This is a genomic window from Bacillus sp. PK6-013, assembly GCF_054161445.1.
This window is the reverse complement of record NZ_CP096417.1, coordinates 3,003,688-3,020,593: the sequence shown is the minus strand read 5'-3', so window position 1 is coordinate 3,020,593 and position 16,906 is coordinate 3,003,688. Positions and strand designations below refer to the sequence as shown.

Sequence of the window (16,906 nt, the reverse complement as noted above, 5' to 3'; positions counted from 1 at the left end):
TAAGATGGAAGGATATTTAGTTCTTGAAGATGGTACATCCTTCAGCGGTGAACTGGACGGTCTTGACGGCTGCACCGGTGAAGTCGTCTTTTTTACGGGCATGACCGGCTATCAGGAGGTTTTGACAGACCCTTCTTATAAAGGCCAGATTATTGTCTTTACGTACCCGCTGATTGGCAACTACGGAATAAACGAAAGCGATGATGAAAGCAAGCGGCCTCAGGTGAAAGGGGTTGTCGTCTATGAAGCGTGCGACAGGTTTTCCCATCATCAGGCGACAGAAAGCCTTCGGGAATACTTGGCGAAGTGGGATGTTCCGCTTTTATCGCACGTGGACACAAGAGCGGTTGTTCAGCATATCAGGGCAAAGGGGACGCTGAATGCCAGACTGACGAAACAAAAGGACGGCATTCCGGCTCCGCGCCAGCTGGAAAACTATGCGGCACAGGTTGCCGGACAAAACGAAAACGGCGCCTTTAGGGAAGGCAATACGCATATTGCGGTGATCGATTTCGGCTATAAAAAGTCGATCGCTTCATCGCTTGCAAACCGGGGCTGCAAAGTAACGGTCGTTCCCTATCAAGAGATGGACGGCATTTCAAAGCTGAATCCGGACGGGATCGTCCTTTCAAACGGGCCGGGCGATCCGAAAGCGATCCTTCCATATATGGATGCACTCCGGGATATCATCTCTTCCTATCCGACTCTCGGCATCTGTCTCGGGCACCAGCTGATCGCGCTCGCATTCGGAAGCGACACGTATAAGCTTCCGTTCGGCCACAGGGGAGCCAATCATCCGGTCATGGACAAAGAGACCGGACGCGTGTTCATGACAAGCCAAAACCACAGCTATGTCGTCGATCGGGACACCATCAGCGAAAATGAATTTTCCGTCAGATTTTATCATGTCAACGACGGTTCAGTAGAAGGGCTGATGCATAAAACACTGCCTGTCATATCCGTTCAGTTTCATCCGGAAGCCCATCCGGGACCGGCTGAAAGCGAGTGGATATTCGGCGAATATTTGAAGAAATTGAACGAAGCAAGGAGAGAGATCGCCCATGCCTAAAGATCAAACCATCAAAAGCATTCTCGTTATCGGGTCGGGGCCGATTATCATCGGGCAGGCCGCTGAATTCGACTACTCCGGAACCCAGGGCTGCATGGCGCTGAAAAGCGAAGGCTACCGGGTGATTCTTGTCAACAGCAACCCGGCGACCATCATGACCGATGAATCTTTTGCAGATGAAATCTATTTTGAGCCCTTGACAGTGGAAAGCCTCACACAAATCATCAAGCGTGAAAAACCGGACGGACTGCTCGCCAATCTGGGCGGACAGACAGCGCTGAATTTGGCCGTCGAGCTCGAAAAGGCCGGCATTCTTAAAACATACGGGGTAAAGCTGCTTGGAACATCTGTTGATACGATCGAAAAGGGCGAAGACAGGGAAAAGTTCCGCGCCTTGATGAAGGAGCTGAACGAACCTGTGCCGGATTCAGAAATTGTTGACAATCAAGATGATGCGCTTCGTTTTGCGCTCTCAATCGGTTTTCCGATTATCGTGCGGCCGGCCTATACATTGGGCGGAAAAGGAGGCGGCATCGCGGCGACGAAAGAGGAGTTCCTGCCTTTAATCGAAAGCGCCCTCCTCGCAAGCCCGATTCACCAATGTCTTGTCGAGAAAAGCATTGCCGGTTTTAAAGAAATCGAATACGAAGTCATGCGTGACAGAAACAATACATGCATTACCGTCTGCAATATGGAAAACATCGATCCGGTCGGCGTCCATACGGGGGATTCGATCGTTGTCGCCCCGTCGCAGACATTAACGGATGCGGATTATCAAATGCTTCGTTCTGCCAGCTTAAAGATCATTTCCGCGCTCGATGTCGTCGGCGGCTGCAACATTCAATTCGCCCTGGACCCGGAAAGCAAAAATTATTATGTCATCGAGGTGAATCCGAGAGTAAGCCGTTCATCGGCGCTCGCCTCAAAAGCGACCGGCTATCCGATCGCAAAAATGGCGGCTAAACTGGCTGTCGGCTACACGCTTGCCGAGCTGAAAAATCCGCTCACAGATTCGACATACGCCAGCTTCGAGCCTGCTCTTGACTATGTCGTCGTCAAATTTCCGCGCTGGCCGTTCGACAAATTCAAACAAGCCGACCGTAAGCTCGGCACGAAAATGAAAGCGACGGGAGAAGTCATGGCGATTGACCGCAATCTTGAAGCGGCCCTGCAAAAAGCGGTCGCATCCCTTGAGCTGAAAACGTCAGGAACCCATTTGCCCGAACTTGGCGGCGTATCTTCAGAAGTGTTGTGGAAGCTGCTTGAGACTCCTGATGACCGCCGTTTCTTTGCGGTCATGGAGCTGCTGAGCAGGGGGGCTTCCATTAGCGAGATACACGAGAAAACGAAAATCGATAACTATTTCCTTCATGTGTTTTCTAACATCATTCAGCTGGAAAACATGTTGATGGAACAGGGAGACGCGCTGTCCGTCAGCCTTTTGAAAAAGGTAAAAGAAAAGGGATTTACCGACTTTACGATCGCTTCCCTCACCGGAAAGACGGAAGAAGAAGTGCGCGCGCTCCGCAAGAAAATGGGCATAGCCGCATCCTTTAAAATCGTCGATACATGCGCAGCTGAATTTGATGCGAAGACAAACTATTTTTACTCAACGTATTTCGGGAAAAGCGACGGAGACATCTCTCAAAAAACGAAAAAGCGCGCACTCATCATCGGTTCCGGCCCGATACGGATCGGCCAGGGAGTCGAGTTTGACTACAGCGCCGTGCACGGCGTCATGACGCTGAAAAACCTCGGGTTTGAAACGATCATGCTGAACAACAACCCGGAAACCGTCAGCACGGATTATGAAATGGCAGACCGCCTGTACTTTGAACCGATTACACCCGAGCATATTCTCAATGTGGCTGAAGCGGAAGATATCGATTTTGCGATTGTTCAATTCGGCGGCCAATCCGCCATCAATGTGGCTGAAGCGATTGAAAAAGCGGGCATCACCCTGCTTGGGACATCATCGGAAACCCTTGACATACTTGAAGACCGTGATCAATTTTATCAGCTTCTTGACGAGCTCGGCATTTCTCATGCTAAAGGAGAAACGGCTTCATCAAAAGCGGAAGCGGTGCAGAAAGCAAACGAAATCGGCTATCCTGTGCTGATCAGGCCGTCATATGTGATCGGCGGCATGGGCATGATGATCGTTCACTCCGAAGCAGAGCTCAGAGAGCTGCTGGGCGGAGCGTCGCAAATGCCTTACCCGATTCTGATCGATCAATACGTATCGGGAAAAGAGTTTGAAATCGACCTTGTCAGCGATGGCGACGATCTCTACATCCCGACTTATATCGAGCATATTGAAAAAGCGGGCGTGCATTCAGGTGACAGCTACGCGATTTTGCCGGGGCCTTCGGTCACTCCGGAGATGAAAAGCGCCGCGCGGGATGCTGCCGCAAAAATCGTCCGCAAGCTCGGATTTAAAGGTATTATGAACATTCAATTTATAGCGGACGCGGATGAACTGCTCATCCTTGAAGTCAATCCGAGGGCGAGCCGGACGGTTCCGGTTGTCAGCAAGGTGATGGGGGTTCCGATGATCCCGCTTGCGGCGCAGCTGTTGGCCGGTTCGTCACTCAAAGAGTTGAACCCTGCCGCCAAAAACTCACGCGGCGTTGCCGTGAAGTTTCCGGTCTTTTCATCGCACGCTATCCAAGATGTCGATTTGAAGCTTGGACCGGAAATGAAATCGACCGGAGAAGGCATGTATGTCGGCTTCAATCCGGAAAGCGCCCTGAAGAAAATCTTTGCGGGAATCTGGCAAACGAAAGGCTGCATTTACATGGAAGGGGCCGGCGAGCTTCGTTCTCTCGCAGAACAGGCGGGTTTCACCGTACAGTCGGACGATTTTCCAGGCTGGATCAAACGGAAAGACAAAGCGCTGCACATCCATTTAGCCGAATCAAAAGAGGCGAGCAAGCAGCGAATGGAAGCCGTCACCCACGGTGTGGCGGTGATGACAGAGGAAGAGACGGTGCGGGCATTTTTGACGAGCGGGCATGGAACGACTAAAGCCGTGTCGCTTAAAGATTTATATAAAAAGGAAGTGGAGACATGTCTACTGTAAACATCGGGGCGACCCGGGAAATCAATCTGACGGGTAAGGATTTTTTAAGCCTGAAAGACTTTTCAAAAGAAGAGATCGTTTATTTGCTGAAAGAGGCAGCAGCGATGAAGCAAAATAAAATTCAAGACATCTTTAAAGGAAAAACATTGGCGATGATCTTTGAAAAGTCGTCGACGAGAACGCGCGTATCGTTTGAAGCCGGAATGGCGCAGCTCGGCGGAAACGCCCTGTTTTTAAGCAGTAAAGACATGCAGCTGGGCAGAGGGGAAACGATCGCAGATACCGCGAAAGTGCTTTCGGGTTATGTCGACGCGATTATGATCCGCACATTCGAACACGAAAAAGTCGAAGAGCTTGCCAAGCACGCCGAGATTCCCGTGATCAACGGATTGACCGATCTTTTCCATCCGTGTCAGGCGCTTAGTGACCTCTTGACGATTCAAGAGACGAAAGGAACATTAAAAGGGCTGAAAGCCGTTTATGTTGGAGACGGAAACAATGTCGCGCATTCGCTGTTAATCGGCTGTGCGAAAGTGGGATGCGACATCACGGTCGCTTCGCCTGAAGGGTATGAGCCGAATCAGGAAGTGGTAAGACTGGCCGAGGGATTCGCCGAAGAGTCCGGAGCGGCCGTCACAATCTCAAATGACCCCGTGTCAGCCGTTCAACAAGCGGATGTCATCTATTCTGATGTGTTTACAAGCATGGGCCAGGAGAAAGAAGCCGAAGAACGGATGAATATCTTTGCTCCTTATCAGGTCAACAGAGCGCTTGTCTCCCATGCCAAACCGGATTACGTCTTTCTGCACTGCCTTCCTGCCCACAGGGAAGAAGAGGTCACCGCAGAGATCATCGACGGCCCGAATTCAGCGGTATTCCAGCAGGCTGAAAACCGCCTGCACGTCCAAAAAGCTTTATTAAAAGCACTGTTATCTTAAATAAAAAACAGCTGATCACAATTGATCAGCTGTTTTTTTAGGCGAATATCAAAACGGCGATGCCGATGACAAAGCAGTAAATCGAGAAATAAACCAAGTTTCCTTTCGCCATAATATTCATGAACCAGCGCAATGAAAAGTATGTAGCGATAATCGATGCAATGAACGCAAACAAATAAGGAAGGAAAAGCTCCCCTAAACGCGGATCATGAAAAATATCGGTAATGCTTAAAATGGTCCCGCCAAGACTGACCGGTATGTACAGTAAAAATGAAAACCTGAGCGCGGTTTCAGATTTGAGGCCGAGCGCCATCGCAGGGACGATCGTCGCTCCCGAACGGCTGATGCCGGGAACAAGTGCAACCATTTGCGACAAGCCGATGATCACGGCGTCTCTCAGTCTGATTTCGCCGTCGTTTTTGCGGCCGCGCAAATTGCGAATGAGAAACAATGCCAGACCCGTGATCAGCAAAGTAACCGCGGTGATCCGGACGCCGTCTTTAAAGAAAGCCGAAATCTCATCATCAAATAAAACACCGATGACACCGGCAGGAATCGTGGCGATGATCAGATAGATGATAAACCTGAAGTCCGCTTTTCCTTTTTCATTTTTTGATGTGACATAAGACAGTCCGTTTACCGCCAGCCTGAAAATATCGTTTTTATAAACGAGCAATACGGCAATTAAAGAACCGGCATTCATTAAAAGCTCAAAACTGAAGCCTTCAATGTTCAAGCCTAAAAAGTGCTGTGCCAGCACCAAGTGGCCGCTTGAAGAAACAGGAATCGGCTCTGTGAGTCCCTGAAGCAACCCTAAAAGGATATACTTGATCAACATTAAAAAATCCATGATACTCCTCCGTTTCCCACAAGTTGTGACGCCCTTTTAAAAGACGGAATGAACGGGCGGTTCGTTTTAATTTTCGGAACACTTTTCTCATTAAACTATACAAAGCAAACAGATGTAAAGATAAAATCGACATGTTTTTTGGGAGAGTGGGGCAATCTAATAATAAAAGGGAGTGAAGCAAATGGGACAGCAGCGTCAATTCCGGCCGGGCCAAAAAGCGCCCAATAATGGAGTGTATGTGGAGATCGGCGAAACGGGAAGCATGGTTCAGAACCCTCAACAAATCAAATTGAGCGCCGGCGAGTTCTTCCCTGAAACCTCCAACCATAACCGGCTCTGGACATATAAAAGAAAGCCTTAAAAAAACAGCCGTCGGACGGCTGTCTGTCTAAAGCAAAAAACCCCGCTTTCAAAAGCCGGGGTTTTAATGTTGACTTGCATCCTGTTTAACAGGCATAATTTCTCCAAGAACAATAACGGCTGCGGTGATGATAAAGCCCATAATGACACTGGTTTGAAGGTCATACCCAGCACCGTTCATGGCGCCGACAATATAGCAGGCCATCTGCGTCAAAAGAAATGTCCAGAAAAAAGCGACCACAAATCGCACGTTTCCCACCTCGTCCTTCTCATTCAATTCTAAAACTTATCATACCATATACATAGCCAGCTGGAAAAGACATTTTAGTGAACAAGACAGGGCTTTCAACTCTGTTTTCAGAAATATCAGAAAGGGTATTTCATTAAAGTTTACTTTTCATCATGAAGACTGGGACTTTTCCTTATTCGTTTGCTGCACGTACGACATAAAATAATGAGCAGATTACGGCAGGAAGGAGGCAGGCAAGTGATGAAAATAACCGAACGTTTTTTTCAAATGGATTCAGAATGGAACGTGGTTCATCTTCCGTACAGGCCGAACGGTTTTCTGGTGTTCATTTTCGGCGACCGGAACCATTTTGTCGGGGAAGATTCGAGCTTCTGGCTTCAGCATTACGGAAGAAATCAGCTTCTAACGAGCCTGAGAAACAAAGGCTATACCCTGGTAAACAGCAATTTGTTCGGCAGGCACTGGGGCTCCGAAAAAGCGGTTGCATACGCGAAACAGCTGATTCATTACGTGTTCAAACAAGAGATTTTAAATGAAAAAATTCATCTATTGGCGGAAGGCACAGGGGCCCTCATTGCAGATGAGCTCCTTCGCTCGATCCCGAACCAAATACGTTCTGCAGCGATGGTTAATCCTTGCCTCGATCTTCAGGCTCATCATAAACGAGAAAAAGAAAACAAGTTTTTCTACAAACAGTTTATTAAAGAAATTGCCGAAAGCTACGGAATTACGGAGCGGGAGGCAGCCGATTATCCGTTCAAAAGCATATCCCCTTATCACAATCTCGTACCCGTTCATATTTGGCAAAGACTGAACGGCTCACCGTATCCGTATATGATCCATGCCAAAACGTTTGAGGAGCGCCAGCTTAAAGGCCGTCACAGCGTGGGGCTTACCTTGCACCTGTCCGAACATCCTCAGCGCATTCATTCAGCAATCGCGAACTTTTTCAAAACGCATGAAAAAGTCTTATAGAGAATAGAATAATAGCAGCCCGAAAATGATGAAAAGGGCTGTTTTTTGCTTGGTTAAAAAAGCTGAAACGAAAGGTGGTCCATCGAATGAAGCCGGCACTTGTATATGGAGCAGATGAGTTCTTCGGCCTTTCATTTTGTGAACATCTACTTGAAGAGGGTGTTGACATAGATGTAAAGCTGGAACAGACAAGCGACGAAAAAAAGCTGATGTATCTCGAAGAGCGGCTGATGTGGCTGGGAAGAAACGAGCATTTCCGTCTCATCGAAAAAGAGCTTGAAGCCCCGTACGAACAAGTCTTCATCCAATACACAGGCTCAGTGCCGGAAGAAGCGCTGGCTGCAGGCGTTGAAAACAAGCCTGTTATTCTGTTTGTCTACCAGGAACAATTCGAAGAGGATTTACGCGCCGGCATGGAGGAAAAGGGTGTTGAACTGATCGTGCTTCCGGATCTGTTCGGTCCGTGGGACGTCAGGGCAGAGGATAAACAAAACAGGGACGGAGCGCTTTTTGTGAACGACGCGGCCGCACAAGCCGCTGCCTGTGCTGTTGAAAAAGATTTTTCAGATTTGCAGTTTGTACAGAAGACGCCATACGATAAAGCCGATGAGATCATTGAAGAATGGAGTAGACAAATGTCTACATTTTTCGACAAAAAATAAGAAAGATCTTCCTAATTTACACTTGAAAGGATACAATAAAGATAGATTTGAATTGCTGTTTTTTCGAAAGGGAGTTGAACATGGCATGGTGTACAGGCTTGTCGCGATTTTTTTCATTCTCCTGGCGCTAAGCGGCTGCGGACAATCGCCGCTGAAAGGGAAAATTGAAAAAGTCGGTTTGCTTGTCCCTGATACGATAAATGACCAAGTATGGGGAACCAAAGGATATAAAGGATTATTAAGAATACAATCCGTCTACAATGTCGACGTCTATTATAAAGAGGGAATCGATAATGACGCTGCCATTAAAATGGCTGTAGAAGATTTTCACAAAAAAGGCGTCAACCTCATTTACGGGCACGGAAGCGAATATGAAAAAGCCTTTAATGAGATATGCAAAGATTATCCTGATATTCATTTTGTTTTAATGAACTCGAAAGCCGACCACCAAAATGTGACAAGCATATCGCTTGAAGGAGAAGCGATGGGGTTCTTCGGCGGAATGACGGCGGCCCATCAGTCAAAAACAAAGAAAATCGGCGTGCTCGCAACGTATAAATGGCAGCCTGAAGTAGAAGGATTTTCCGAAGGGGCTAAATACCTCGATCCGGACATTGAGGTGATGACAGAATATGTCGGCCAGTGGGACGACAGCGAAAATGCCGTCAAACTGTATGAAAAAATGAAGAAGTTAGGCGCGGATGTTGTGTATCCGGCCGGAGACGGGTATAATGTCCCTGTCATTGAACAAATCAAAAAGGACGGGCTGTACGCTATCGGCTATGTAAGCGACCAGTCGGAATTGGGTGAGAATGTCGTTTTGACAAGCACCATACAGCATGTAGACGACGCTTATGAACTCACCGCCGACGAGTTTAATAAAGGAACGCTTAAAGGCGGCAAGCGCTCATTTGACATTCAAGACGGCGTCATCGAAATGGGAGAATTCAGCCCTGTTGTCGATCAGTCATTTCAAGAAAAGATGAATCGGCTGATTGACGAATACAAAAAAACAAACAAACTGCCAAACGAACATTGAGGTGATCAAGATGCACGAAAAATCAATGGAATTTTTGCAAATTGCCATGAAATACGTTCCGGAAGCGAAAGCAGAGATGGAAAAAGCGGGAATCGAACTTTCCCCGGAAATGCTTGAGCCATTCATGAACCTGTTTACGAAAGTGATGGCCGAGGCTTACGAGCTCGGTAAAGCGGAAGCCGGTTCAGACGCCTGACTTAAACGCCCGCAAACGCTTAAAAAGCCACTTTTCAGAAGAAGTGGCTTTTTTATATGGAAATCTTATTTTTCAAAGCGCTGACCATTGAGCCGATTTCTTTAAACACAGGCTTCAGCTCATCGAGCGAATCCATAATTTCTCCAACCTGATTCAACACGTGCATATAATCGGCTTCCTGGGATACTTCAGCGTCTTCGGCGGTTTCCGCTTCCGCATCCGTCTCCGTCTCTTCATGCCTGCCGGGTGCGTTTGCGCCAAACATCATTTTTGTGAAAAAATCGTCGTTCGCCACTCTTCATCCCTCCTTTTTCATATATATCACTACTATATGAATGTTTTGATCTGCTAGATTAGACGAATATATTGCCAACTAAAAAAAAATAGGGTAGGATTAGTACCAGATACTAATAATAACTCATAACATTAGTTGGAAAAAATCATGAATAAAGGAGTCTTTCCTATGAAAGCTGGAATTATTGGAATCGGCCGGTACATCCCTGAAAAGGTGCTGACCAATTTCGACTTGGAAAAAATGGTTGAAACTTCTGACGAGTGGATTCGTACAAGAACAGGCATAGAAGAAAGAAGAATCGCAGCTGAAGATGAGAAAACATCCGACATGGCTGTGGCCGCCGCTAGAAGAGCGATGGAAGACGCAAACATCGAGGCGGAAGATCTTGATATGATTCTCGTCGCCACCGTTACTCCTGACCAGGCATTCCCGACAGTGTCCTGCATGATTCAAGAAAAGCTCGGTGCATTCAATGCCTGTGCAATGGATATCAGCGCAGCGTGCGCCGGTTTTATGTACGGTTTAGTCACTGGAAAACAGTTTATCGAAGCCGGGACGTATAAGCATGTGCTTGTCATCGGAGTTGAAAAGCTTTCAGGCATTACGGACTGGGATGACCGCAATACCGCTGTTCTGTTCGGAGACGGAGCGGGCGCCGCAGTTGTCGGGCCTGTCAGCGACGATAAAGGGATTTTGTCTTTTGAGCTCGGTGCAGACGGCAGAGGCGGAAAGCACTTGTACTTGGATGAAAAAGATCATACAATCATGAATGGCAGAGAAGTGTTCAAGTTTGCCGTCCGCCAAATGGGTGAATCCAGTGTGAATGTCATTGAAAAAGCCGGATTATCCAAAGAGGATGTCGACTTTTTGGTGCCGCATCAAGCCAACATCCGGATCATGGAAGCGGCGCGCGAACGTTTGGAGCTTCCAGTCGAAAAAATGTCTAAAACGGTTCATAAATACGGAAACACATCAGCTGCTTCTATTCCGATTTCTCTTGTGGAAGAGCTTGAAGCTGGTAAAATAAAAGACGGTGACGTCATTGTGATGGTCGGCTTCGGCGGAGGTTTGACATGGGGAGCCATCGCCATGCGCTGGGGCCGATAAAAGAAAGGTGAGGTGCAACTTATGAATAGTAAAAGAGTAGTCATTACCGGATTAGGAGCTTTATCACCTCTTGGTAATGACGTCAAAACGAGCTGGAACAACGCGGTTAACGGGGTTTCCGGAATCGGCCCGATTACAAGGGTGAACGCGGACGAGTATCCAGCTAAAGTAGCCGCGGAACTGAAAGATTTTAAGATAGAAGATTACATGGATAAAAAAGACGCGAGAAAAATGGACCGCTTCACACAATATGCCGTTGTGTCGGCGAAAATGGCCGTGGAAGACGCGGGGCTCGACATTAACGAGAGCAACGCAGACCGGGTCGGCGTCTGGGTCGGTTCCGGGATCGGCGGCCTTGAAACGCTTGAACAGCAGTTCGAAACATTTTTAACAAAAGGACCGCGGCGCGTCAGCCCGTTCTTTGTACCGATGATGATTCCTGACATGGCGACCGGCCAGATTTCGATTTCTCTCGGTGCAAAAGGTGTCAACTCTTGTACGGTGACGGCTTGCGCGACGGGTACGAACTCAATCGGCGACGCCTTTAAAGTCATTCAGCGCGGCGATGCAGATGTCATGATCTCCGGCGGAACGGAAGCCCCGCTTACAAGAATGTCGTTTGCCGGCTTTTCCGCCAATAAAGCGCTCTCCACTAATCCGGATCCGAAAACGGCAAGCCGCCCGTTTGACAAAAACCGCGACGGCTTCGTCATGGGAGAAGGAGCGGGAATCGTCGTTCTTGAGGAGCTTGAGCACGCGTTAAACCGCGGAGCGACAATCTACGCGGAAGTGGTCGGCTACGGATCAACGGGAGACGCCTATCATATCACGGCTCCTGCGCCAAATGGGGAAGGCGGCGTCAGAGCCATGAAAGAAGCGATCAAAGATGCGGGTCTGTCTCCTGATAGCATTGATTATATCAATGCGCACGGAACAAGCACGCCGTACAATGATAAATTTGAAACGATCGCCATTAAAGAAGTGTTCGGAGAGCATGCCTACAAGCTTGCCGTCAGCTCGACAAAATCGATGACAGGGCACTTGCTCGGGGCTGCCGGAGGCATCGAAGCGATTTTCTCCGTCCTAGCCATTAAGGAAGGCATCATTCCTCCGACAATCAATATCGAAACGCCTGATGAAGATTGCGATCTGGACTATGTACCGGATCAAGCCCGCCGCCAGGACGTAAATGTTGTGCTCAGCAACTCGCTCGGTTTCGGCGGACACAACGCAACGCTGATTTTCAAAAAATATGAATAACCGCAATATAAACGGCTGCCATTTTAGATGGTGGCCGTTTTTTTTAGCGTGCATACCATACAGATGAAAAAGGAGTGTGATCTAAATGAGTATAGCAAGCACGTATGAATGGCTTGAACAGGCTTCATCCGTGCGGGAATTGTCAAGCTTTCTCCTGCCGTATTTTAAAGGCGCTTCAAAAGCGGATGCGGCGGCGATTGTCAGCCACCTGCAGACCCACGGCATGTTCCGTTCGTGGACGGACGGCGAGCGTACGATGAAGCAGCTTAAGAAAAACAGCGTATTTCAGCATGTCAGACGGGAAGAACAGCTGCTCTGCAAAAGATGGAATGGGCCGGATGTTCCGATTTTCATCCTGCCGGTCGATGAAAGAAACCGCAAAATCCGCGTCGAATTCGGCTCGAAATCAGGCCTTGCGTTCAGCGACAAATTATTTTTGTTTTTATCGGCCGATCTTCCCCGGTCATCGATTTCTGCGATCATGACGCACGAATATAATCACGTTTGCCGGTTAGAAAATATGCCGAAAGAAGAAAAAAAGATGACGCTGCTTGATACAATCATTCTCGAAGGCATCGCAGAATATGCCGTTTTCGAACGGTTGGGGGAAGCCGAAACAGCTGCATGGACGTCATATTACTCCGAAAAACAGCTTTGTCATTTCCAGGACCGGTTCGTAAAGCCTCATTTCGAGCTGCGCCGACATGATAACCGACTATTCTCCAATATTTTATTTGGAAAAGGTCCTTACCCCGACATGGTCGGATATGCTGTCGGTTACAGTATTGTAAAAAAATATTTATCGGCTCGAAATTTGAAGGTTGCCGACGTTTTATCCTTCCCGTCAGAAGACTTTATAAAGCTATCGCTTTAAAATACTAAAATTATGGGATTAAATTAATATTATTACAAAAAATCAAAAAACTCCTTGCTTTTGTAATGATTATGTAATAATATACAACTATAAAATTTTAAGATAATTCAGTCATATTAAGAAAATTCTAAAAAAGTAATATATTAGTTTTTCGTAATATTTAACTTCTGGTCTATGGAAGGGGAATCTGGATGAGCGCATTGCTGGAAGTCAATGATTTAAAAACTTATTTTTTCAGAAAAAAACAGCCGATACCCGCAGTGGACGGCGTCGATTTTTCAATCAAAAAAGGAGAAACCGTGGCGCTGGTTGGTGAATCGGGATCCGGTAAAAGCATCACGTCTCTGTCTATCATGGGACTCGTCGAGGGCTCGGGCGGAAAGATCATGAACGGTTCCATCAAGCTCGAAGGACGGGATCTCGTTACATACAAAGAACAAGATTTATGCAAGATCCGCGGAAATGAAATCTCGATGATTTTTCAGGAGCCGATGACCTCGCTCAATCCGGTTTTGACGATCGGCGAACAAATCACAGAGGTGCTGATCTATCATAAAAAGCTATCGAAAAAAGAAGCTGCCAAAAAAGCGGTAGAATTATTAAAGCTTGTCGGATTTTCGAGGGCAGGCGAGCTGATGAAAGAATATCCGCACCGCCTGTCGGGCGGCATGAGGCAGAGGGTGATGATCGCCATTGCCTTAAGCTGCAATCCGAAGCTGCTCATCGCGGATGAACCGACTACAGCGCTTGACGTCACCATTCAAGCGCAAGTGCTGGAACTGATGAAAGACCTATGCGACAAATTCGATACCTCCATCCTTCTCATTACCCACGATCTCGGCGTTGTGTCTGAAATCGCGGACCGCGTGATCGTCATGTATTGCGGACAAGTTGTTGAAAATGCCACAGTAGACGAACTATTCGATGAACCCCTGCATCCCTACACAAAAGGACTGTTAAACTCCATCCCTGTTATTGAAGGCTCCATTGAAAAATTAACAGCCATTAAAGGAAATGTGCCGACGCCTGACAACCTTCCGGCCGGCTGCCGGTTTGCTCCGAGGTGTCCGAGTGCGGGCGACAAATGCTGGGGCGCGCAGCCGGACTTGAAGACGCGTCCGGACGGCCGGTCTGTCAGATGTTTTTTATATGAGGAGGGAGAATAAGGGATGACTTCATCAGCTGAACGATTACAGCCCGGAGAGGAAATGAACCCGCAAGAATCCCTTCTGGAGCTGAAAGATGTCAAAAAGTACTTTCCGATCCGCTCAGGGATATTTCAGAAAAAAATCGGCGACGTCAAAGCGGTGGACGGCATCAGCTTTTCGCTTAAACGCGGCGAAACACTCGGCATTGTCGGTGAATCGGGCTGCGGAAAGTCGACCGCCGGACGGACGATGATCCGCCTTTATAAACCGACGGCAGGACAGATCTTTTACAAAGGTCGCGACATTTCAAGTTTGTCGGAAGAAGCGTTGAGAAAGAGCGTCCGCAAAAACATCCAGATGGTTTTCCAAGATCCGTTTGCCTCACTGAACCCGAGAAAAACGCTGCGTTCCATCATCAAAGAACCCTTCAACACGCATCATATGTACAATTTCAAAGAGCGCAACGAAAAAGCCGAAGAGTTTTTGGCTAAGGTCGGGCTGCACCCGTCGTTTGCGAACCGCTATCCCCACGAATTTTCCGGAGGGCAGCGCCAGCGGATCGGAATCGCGCGGGCGCTGGCTTTAAATCCGGAGCTTATTATCGCCGATGAACCGGTATCCGCATTGGACGTGTCAATCCAGGCTCAAGTGATCAACCTGATGGAAGAGCTTCAGGAAGAATTCAATCTGACATATTTGTTCATTTCCCATGACTTGAGCGTCGTCCGCCATATCAGCGACAGGGTCGGCGTCATGTATCTCGGCAAAATGATGGAGCTGACAGACAAGCATGAGCTGTACAACAACCCGCTTCATCCATACACGCAGGCGCTTATGTCCGCCGTTCCCGTCACCAGGAAGAAAGGCGGAACAAAGCGGGAGCGAATCGTTTTAAAAGGCGAGCTGCCGAGCCCCGCCAACCCTCCGAAAGGCTGTGTCTTTCATACGAGGTGTCCGGCCGCAAAAGCGATTTGCGCGGAAGCCGAACCCGCTTTCAAGGAAGCGAAAACAAACCATTTCGTGGCATGCCACCTTTACGAATAAAGGGGAAGGCCGTCACATATTAAATCCTTGAGAGGGGGAATGTCTTCTTTAAAAAACGGGGGTCAATCGGGTGGAAAGAAGGACAACAGTTTAATAAGGGGGAATTCATAAAATGAATAAACGCAAAACAGGATTTTCAATTTTAAGCTTGCTGCTGATCTTATCGATTTTTCTAACGGCCTGCAACAGCGGCGAAGTCGGAGGGGACGAAAAAGAAGGCAAATCTGACGGGAAGCCGCAAAAGGGCGGTGACTTGGTCATCGGTTCTACAGGGGAGCCTACGATGTTCAACGCTTTATATTCAACCGATGTGTCAAGCTCTGATATTGAAGGGTTTATTTTTGACGGACTTGTCGGCTCTGACACCGATTTGAATCCGACGATGAAGCTTGCTGAAAAAATAGATCAGTCGGAAGACGGCATAACGTATAACGTGACTTTGAAAAAAGGCGTAAAATGGCATGACGGCGAGGAGTTTACGGCCGATGACGTCGTGTTTACGTATAACATCCCATTAAGCAAAGACTATGCCGGTGAGCGCGGCTCCAATTTTGGAATGATTGATAAAGTGACGAAAAAAGGAGACTACGAGGTTGAATTCAAGCTCAAGCATCCGGACCCTTCATTTTTGCCTGTCTCTTTAAGCTACGGAATCCTCCCTGAGCATATTTTAGGGGACGTGCCGATTAAAGACCTTGGCGAACACGAATTTAACAGGAAAAAACCGATCGGAACGGGACCGTTTAAATTCGTAGAGTGGAAACAGGGGCAATACGTTAAAGTGGAAGCATTTGAGGATTACTACGGTGAAGGGCCATACCTTGACACGCTGACATACAAAGTGATTCCGGATGCCAATGCAGCGATCGCCCAGCTTCAGGCGGGAGACATTAATTATTTCGTCGTCCCGGGCACGGATGTGAAGACGGTCGAAAAATTCGATCATGTCAAGCTTGAGTCTGATCTAGGCCTGAACTATTCATACCTCGGCTGGAACGAAAAAAATGAGCTGTTTAAAGATAAAAAAGTCCGCCAGGCCTTAACCCATGCGATTGACCGCGAATCGATCGTTCAAAATGTGCTGGACGGCGATGGGGAAGTCGCGAATATTCCGGAAAGCCCTTTATCATGGAACTATCCGAAAGACATTGATATCCCGGTCTTTGAATACGATCCGGCAAAAGCGAAGAAAATGCTCAAAGAAGCGGGTTGGGAAGATACAGACGGTGACGGCATTTTAGACAAAGACGGTAAAAAGTTCTCCTTTACCATTAAAACGAACCAGGGAAATAAAGTACGCGAAGATGCCGCGGTTGTCATCCAGCAGCAGCTGAAAGAAGTCGGAATCGAAGCGAAGCCGCAAATCGTCGAGTTCAGCGCTTTAATTGAACAAACGAGCGCGCCAAACTGGAATTATGACGCACTCCTGCTCGGTTGGAGCTTGGCGACCTTCCCTGATCAATATGATATCTTCCACTCCAGCCAGTCGAAAGCGGGCTTAAATAACATATGGTACAAAAACGAAGAAGTCGATAAGCTTCTCGTCGACGCGAAAAAACTGAAGGATCGGAAAGAATATTCGAAAGCTTACGAGAAAATTTACAAAATGATTGCCGAAGATCAGCCGTATACATTCCTGTTCTATTATAACTACCACCGGGCGATCCCTAAAAACCTGAAAGGCTTCGAATTTCATCCGAAAAACGATTTCTATGAAGTGAACAAATGGTGGCTGAAAAAATAATCTAATATTCTCT

At 47.7% G+C, this 16,906-nt stretch carries 17 protein-coding genes; 14 read left to right on the top strand and 3 right to left on the bottom strand.

Translation table 11 applies throughout. The features are described 5' to 3' along the window. The first annotated feature begins 4 nt into the window (after nucleotides 1–4). The 3 genes from M1E03_RS15325 to argF are packed head-to-tail and all read left to right on the top strand — an operon-like array spanning nucleotide 5 to nucleotide 5,089. Complete coding sequence (locus tag M1E03_RS15325) at nucleotides 5–1,069, top strand: carbamoyl phosphate synthase small subunit (RefSeq protein WP_043054285.1); 1,065 nt, start codon at nucleotides 5–7, stop codon at nucleotides 1,067–1,069. Continuing rightward, nucleotides 1,062–4,151 (top strand): carbamoyl phosphate synthase large subunit, encoded by a 3,090-nt coding sequence (locus tag M1E03_RS15320; RefSeq protein WP_458110497.1) that lies wholly within the window; start codon nucleotides 1,062–1,064, stop codon nucleotides 4,149–4,151. The genes M1E03_RS15325 and M1E03_RS15320 overlap by 8 nt, the downstream gene beginning before the upstream one ends. Next, complete coding sequence (argF, locus tag M1E03_RS15315) at nucleotides 4,139–5,089, top strand: ornithine carbamoyltransferase (RefSeq protein ID WP_035338970.1); 951 nt, start codon at nucleotides 4,139–4,141, stop codon at nucleotides 5,087–5,089. Before M1E03_RS15320 ends, argF begins: the two co-directional genes overlap by 13 nt. A 37-nt stretch (nucleotides 5,090–5,126) precedes the next feature. Here argF and M1E03_RS15310 read toward each other — a convergent pair whose 3' ends face one another. Further along, entirely contained in the window at nucleotides 5,127–5,939 is an 813-nt protein-coding gene (locus M1E03_RS15310; protein ID WP_020450925.1) for an undecaprenyl-diphosphate phosphatase, read from the bottom strand. A gap of 181 nt (nucleotides 5,940–6,120) precedes the next feature. Here M1E03_RS15310 and M1E03_RS15305 point away from each other — a divergent pair, with 181 nt between their 5' ends. After that, nucleotides 6,121–6,300 (top strand): YjzC family protein, encoded by a 180-nt coding sequence (locus tag M1E03_RS15305; RefSeq protein WP_003180573.1) that lies wholly within the window; start codon nucleotides 6,121–6,123, stop codon nucleotides 6,298–6,300. A 63-nt stretch (nucleotides 6,301–6,363) separates the two neighbouring features. Here the strand turns inward: M1E03_RS15305 and M1E03_RS15300 are convergent, their stop codons facing one another. Next, nucleotides 6,364–6,558, bottom strand: coding sequence for a YjzD family protein (locus tag M1E03_RS15300; RefSeq protein WP_009328851.1), 195 nt, complete (start codon nucleotides 6,556–6,558; stop codon nucleotides 6,364–6,366). Between the two features lie 231 nt (nucleotides 6,559–6,789). Between M1E03_RS15300 and M1E03_RS15295 the strand changes: the two genes are divergently transcribed. From M1E03_RS15295 to M1E03_RS15280, 4 genes are all read left to right on the top strand, one after another. After that, nucleotides 6,790–7,524 (top strand): hypothetical protein, encoded by a 735-nt coding sequence (locus tag M1E03_RS15295; protein ID WP_039072677.1) that lies wholly within the window; start codon nucleotides 6,790–6,792, stop codon nucleotides 7,522–7,524. 86 nt (nucleotides 7,525–7,610) lie between these two features. Beyond that, on the top strand, nucleotides 7,611–8,186 hold the full coding sequence (locus tag M1E03_RS15290; protein WP_095290028.1) for a hypothetical protein: 576 nt from the start codon (nucleotides 7,611–7,613) through the stop codon (nucleotides 8,184–8,186). A gap of 85 nt (nucleotides 8,187–8,271) precedes the next feature. Beyond that, complete coding sequence (locus tag M1E03_RS15285) at nucleotides 8,272–9,225, top strand: BMP family ABC transporter substrate-binding protein (protein WP_458110496.1); 954 nt, start codon at nucleotides 8,272–8,274, stop codon at nucleotides 9,223–9,225. 10 nt (nucleotides 9,226–9,235) lie between these two features. Then, on the top strand, nucleotides 9,236–9,421 hold the full coding sequence (locus M1E03_RS15280) for a ComZ family protein (RefSeq protein ID WP_011197761.1): 186 nt from the start codon (nucleotides 9,236–9,238) through the stop codon (nucleotides 9,419–9,421). Nucleotides 9,422–9,473: 52 nt separating this feature from the next. On the opposite strand, the gene M1E03_RS15275 is transcribed toward M1E03_RS15280, so the two are convergent. Next, nucleotides 9,474–9,716, bottom strand: coding sequence for a hypothetical protein (locus tag M1E03_RS15275; protein WP_003180586.1), 243 nt, complete (start codon nucleotides 9,714–9,716; stop codon nucleotides 9,474–9,476). 168 nt (nucleotides 9,717–9,884) lie between these two features. Here M1E03_RS15275 and M1E03_RS15270 point away from each other — a divergent pair, with 168 nt between their 5' ends. From M1E03_RS15270 to M1E03_RS15245, 6 genes are all read left to right on the top strand, one after another. Beyond that, a complete protein-coding gene (locus tag M1E03_RS15270) occupies nucleotides 9,885–10,823 on the top strand; it encodes a beta-ketoacyl-ACP synthase III (RefSeq protein WP_003180588.1) in 939 nt (312 codons plus the stop codon). Between the two features lie 21 nt (nucleotides 10,824–10,844). After that, nucleotides 10,845–12,083: a beta-ketoacyl-ACP synthase II gene (fabF, locus tag M1E03_RS15265; RefSeq protein WP_003180590.1), complete on the top strand. Its 1,239-nt coding sequence runs from the start codon at nucleotides 10,845–10,847 to the stop codon at nucleotides 12,081–12,083. An 85-nt stretch (nucleotides 12,084–12,168) separates the two neighbouring features. Then, on the top strand, nucleotides 12,169–12,957 hold the full coding sequence (locus M1E03_RS15260) for a DUF2268 domain-containing protein (RefSeq protein WP_023856645.1): 789 nt from the start codon (nucleotides 12,169–12,171) through the stop codon (nucleotides 12,955–12,957). Nucleotides 12,958–13,148: 191 nt separating this feature from the next. Next, entirely contained in the window at nucleotides 13,149–14,123 is a 975-nt protein-coding gene (locus M1E03_RS15255) for an ABC transporter ATP-binding protein (RefSeq protein WP_003180594.1), read from the top strand. A 42-nt stretch (nucleotides 14,124–14,165) separates the two neighbouring features. After that, a complete protein-coding gene (locus tag M1E03_RS15250; protein WP_031305087.1) occupies nucleotides 14,166–15,149 on the top strand; it encodes an ABC transporter ATP-binding protein in 984 nt (327 codons plus the stop codon). A 112-nt stretch (nucleotides 15,150–15,261) separates the two neighbouring features. Then, nucleotides 15,262–16,893: a peptide-binding protein gene (locus M1E03_RS15245; RefSeq protein ID WP_023856647.1), complete on the top strand. Its 1,632-nt coding sequence runs from the start codon at nucleotides 15,262–15,264 to the stop codon at nucleotides 16,891–16,893. Nucleotides 16,894–16,906 lie beyond the last annotated feature (13 nt).

What these genes read in the sequence shown, in the direction of transcription:
- M1E03_RS15325 (WP_043054285.1), top strand. Translation starts at nt 5, where the DNA reads ATGGAAGGATATTTAGTTCTTGAAGATGGTACATCCTTCAGCGGTGAA.
- M1E03_RS15320 (WP_458110497.1), top strand. Translation starts at nt 1,062, where the DNA reads ATGCCTAAAGATCAAACCATCAAAAGCATTCTCGTTATCGGGTCGGGG.
- argF (WP_035338970.1), top strand. Translation starts at nt 4,139, where the DNA reads ATGTCTACTGTAAACATCGGGGCGACCCGGGAAATCAATCTGACGGGT.
- M1E03_RS15310 (WP_020450925.1), bottom strand. Translation starts at nt 5,939, where the DNA reads ATGGATTTTTTAATGTTGATCAAGTATATCCTTTTAGGGTTGCTTCAG.
- M1E03_RS15305 (WP_003180573.1), top strand. Translation starts at nt 6,121, where the DNA reads ATGGGACAGCAGCGTCAATTCCGGCCGGGCCAAAAAGCGCCCAATAAT.
- M1E03_RS15295 (WP_039072677.1), top strand. Translation starts at nt 6,790, where the DNA reads ATGAAAATAACCGAACGTTTTTTTCAAATGGATTCAGAATGGAACGTG.
- M1E03_RS15290 (WP_095290028.1), top strand. Translation starts at nt 7,611, where the DNA reads ATGAAGCCGGCACTTGTATATGGAGCAGATGAGTTCTTCGGCCTTTCA.
- M1E03_RS15285 (WP_458110496.1), top strand. Translation starts at nt 8,272, where the DNA reads ATGGTGTACAGGCTTGTCGCGATTTTTTTCATTCTCCTGGCGCTAAGC.
- M1E03_RS15280 (WP_011197761.1), top strand. Translation starts at nt 9,236, where the DNA reads ATGCACGAAAAATCAATGGAATTTTTGCAAATTGCCATGAAATACGTT.
- M1E03_RS15270 (WP_003180588.1), top strand. Translation starts at nt 9,885, where the DNA reads ATGAAAGCTGGAATTATTGGAATCGGCCGGTACATCCCTGAAAAGGTG.
- fabF (WP_003180590.1), top strand. Translation starts at nt 10,845, where the DNA reads ATGAATAGTAAAAGAGTAGTCATTACCGGATTAGGAGCTTTATCACCT.
- M1E03_RS15260 (WP_023856645.1), top strand. Translation starts at nt 12,169, where the DNA reads ATGAGTATAGCAAGCACGTATGAATGGCTTGAACAGGCTTCATCCGTG.
- M1E03_RS15255 (WP_003180594.1), top strand. Translation starts at nt 13,149, where the DNA reads ATGAGCGCATTGCTGGAAGTCAATGATTTAAAAACTTATTTTTTCAGA.
- M1E03_RS15250 (WP_031305087.1), top strand. Translation starts at nt 14,166, where the DNA reads ATGAACCCGCAAGAATCCCTTCTGGAGCTGAAAGATGTCAAAAAGTAC.
- M1E03_RS15245 (WP_023856647.1), top strand. Translation starts at nt 15,262, where the DNA reads ATGAATAAACGCAAAACAGGATTTTCAATTTTAAGCTTGCTGCTGATC.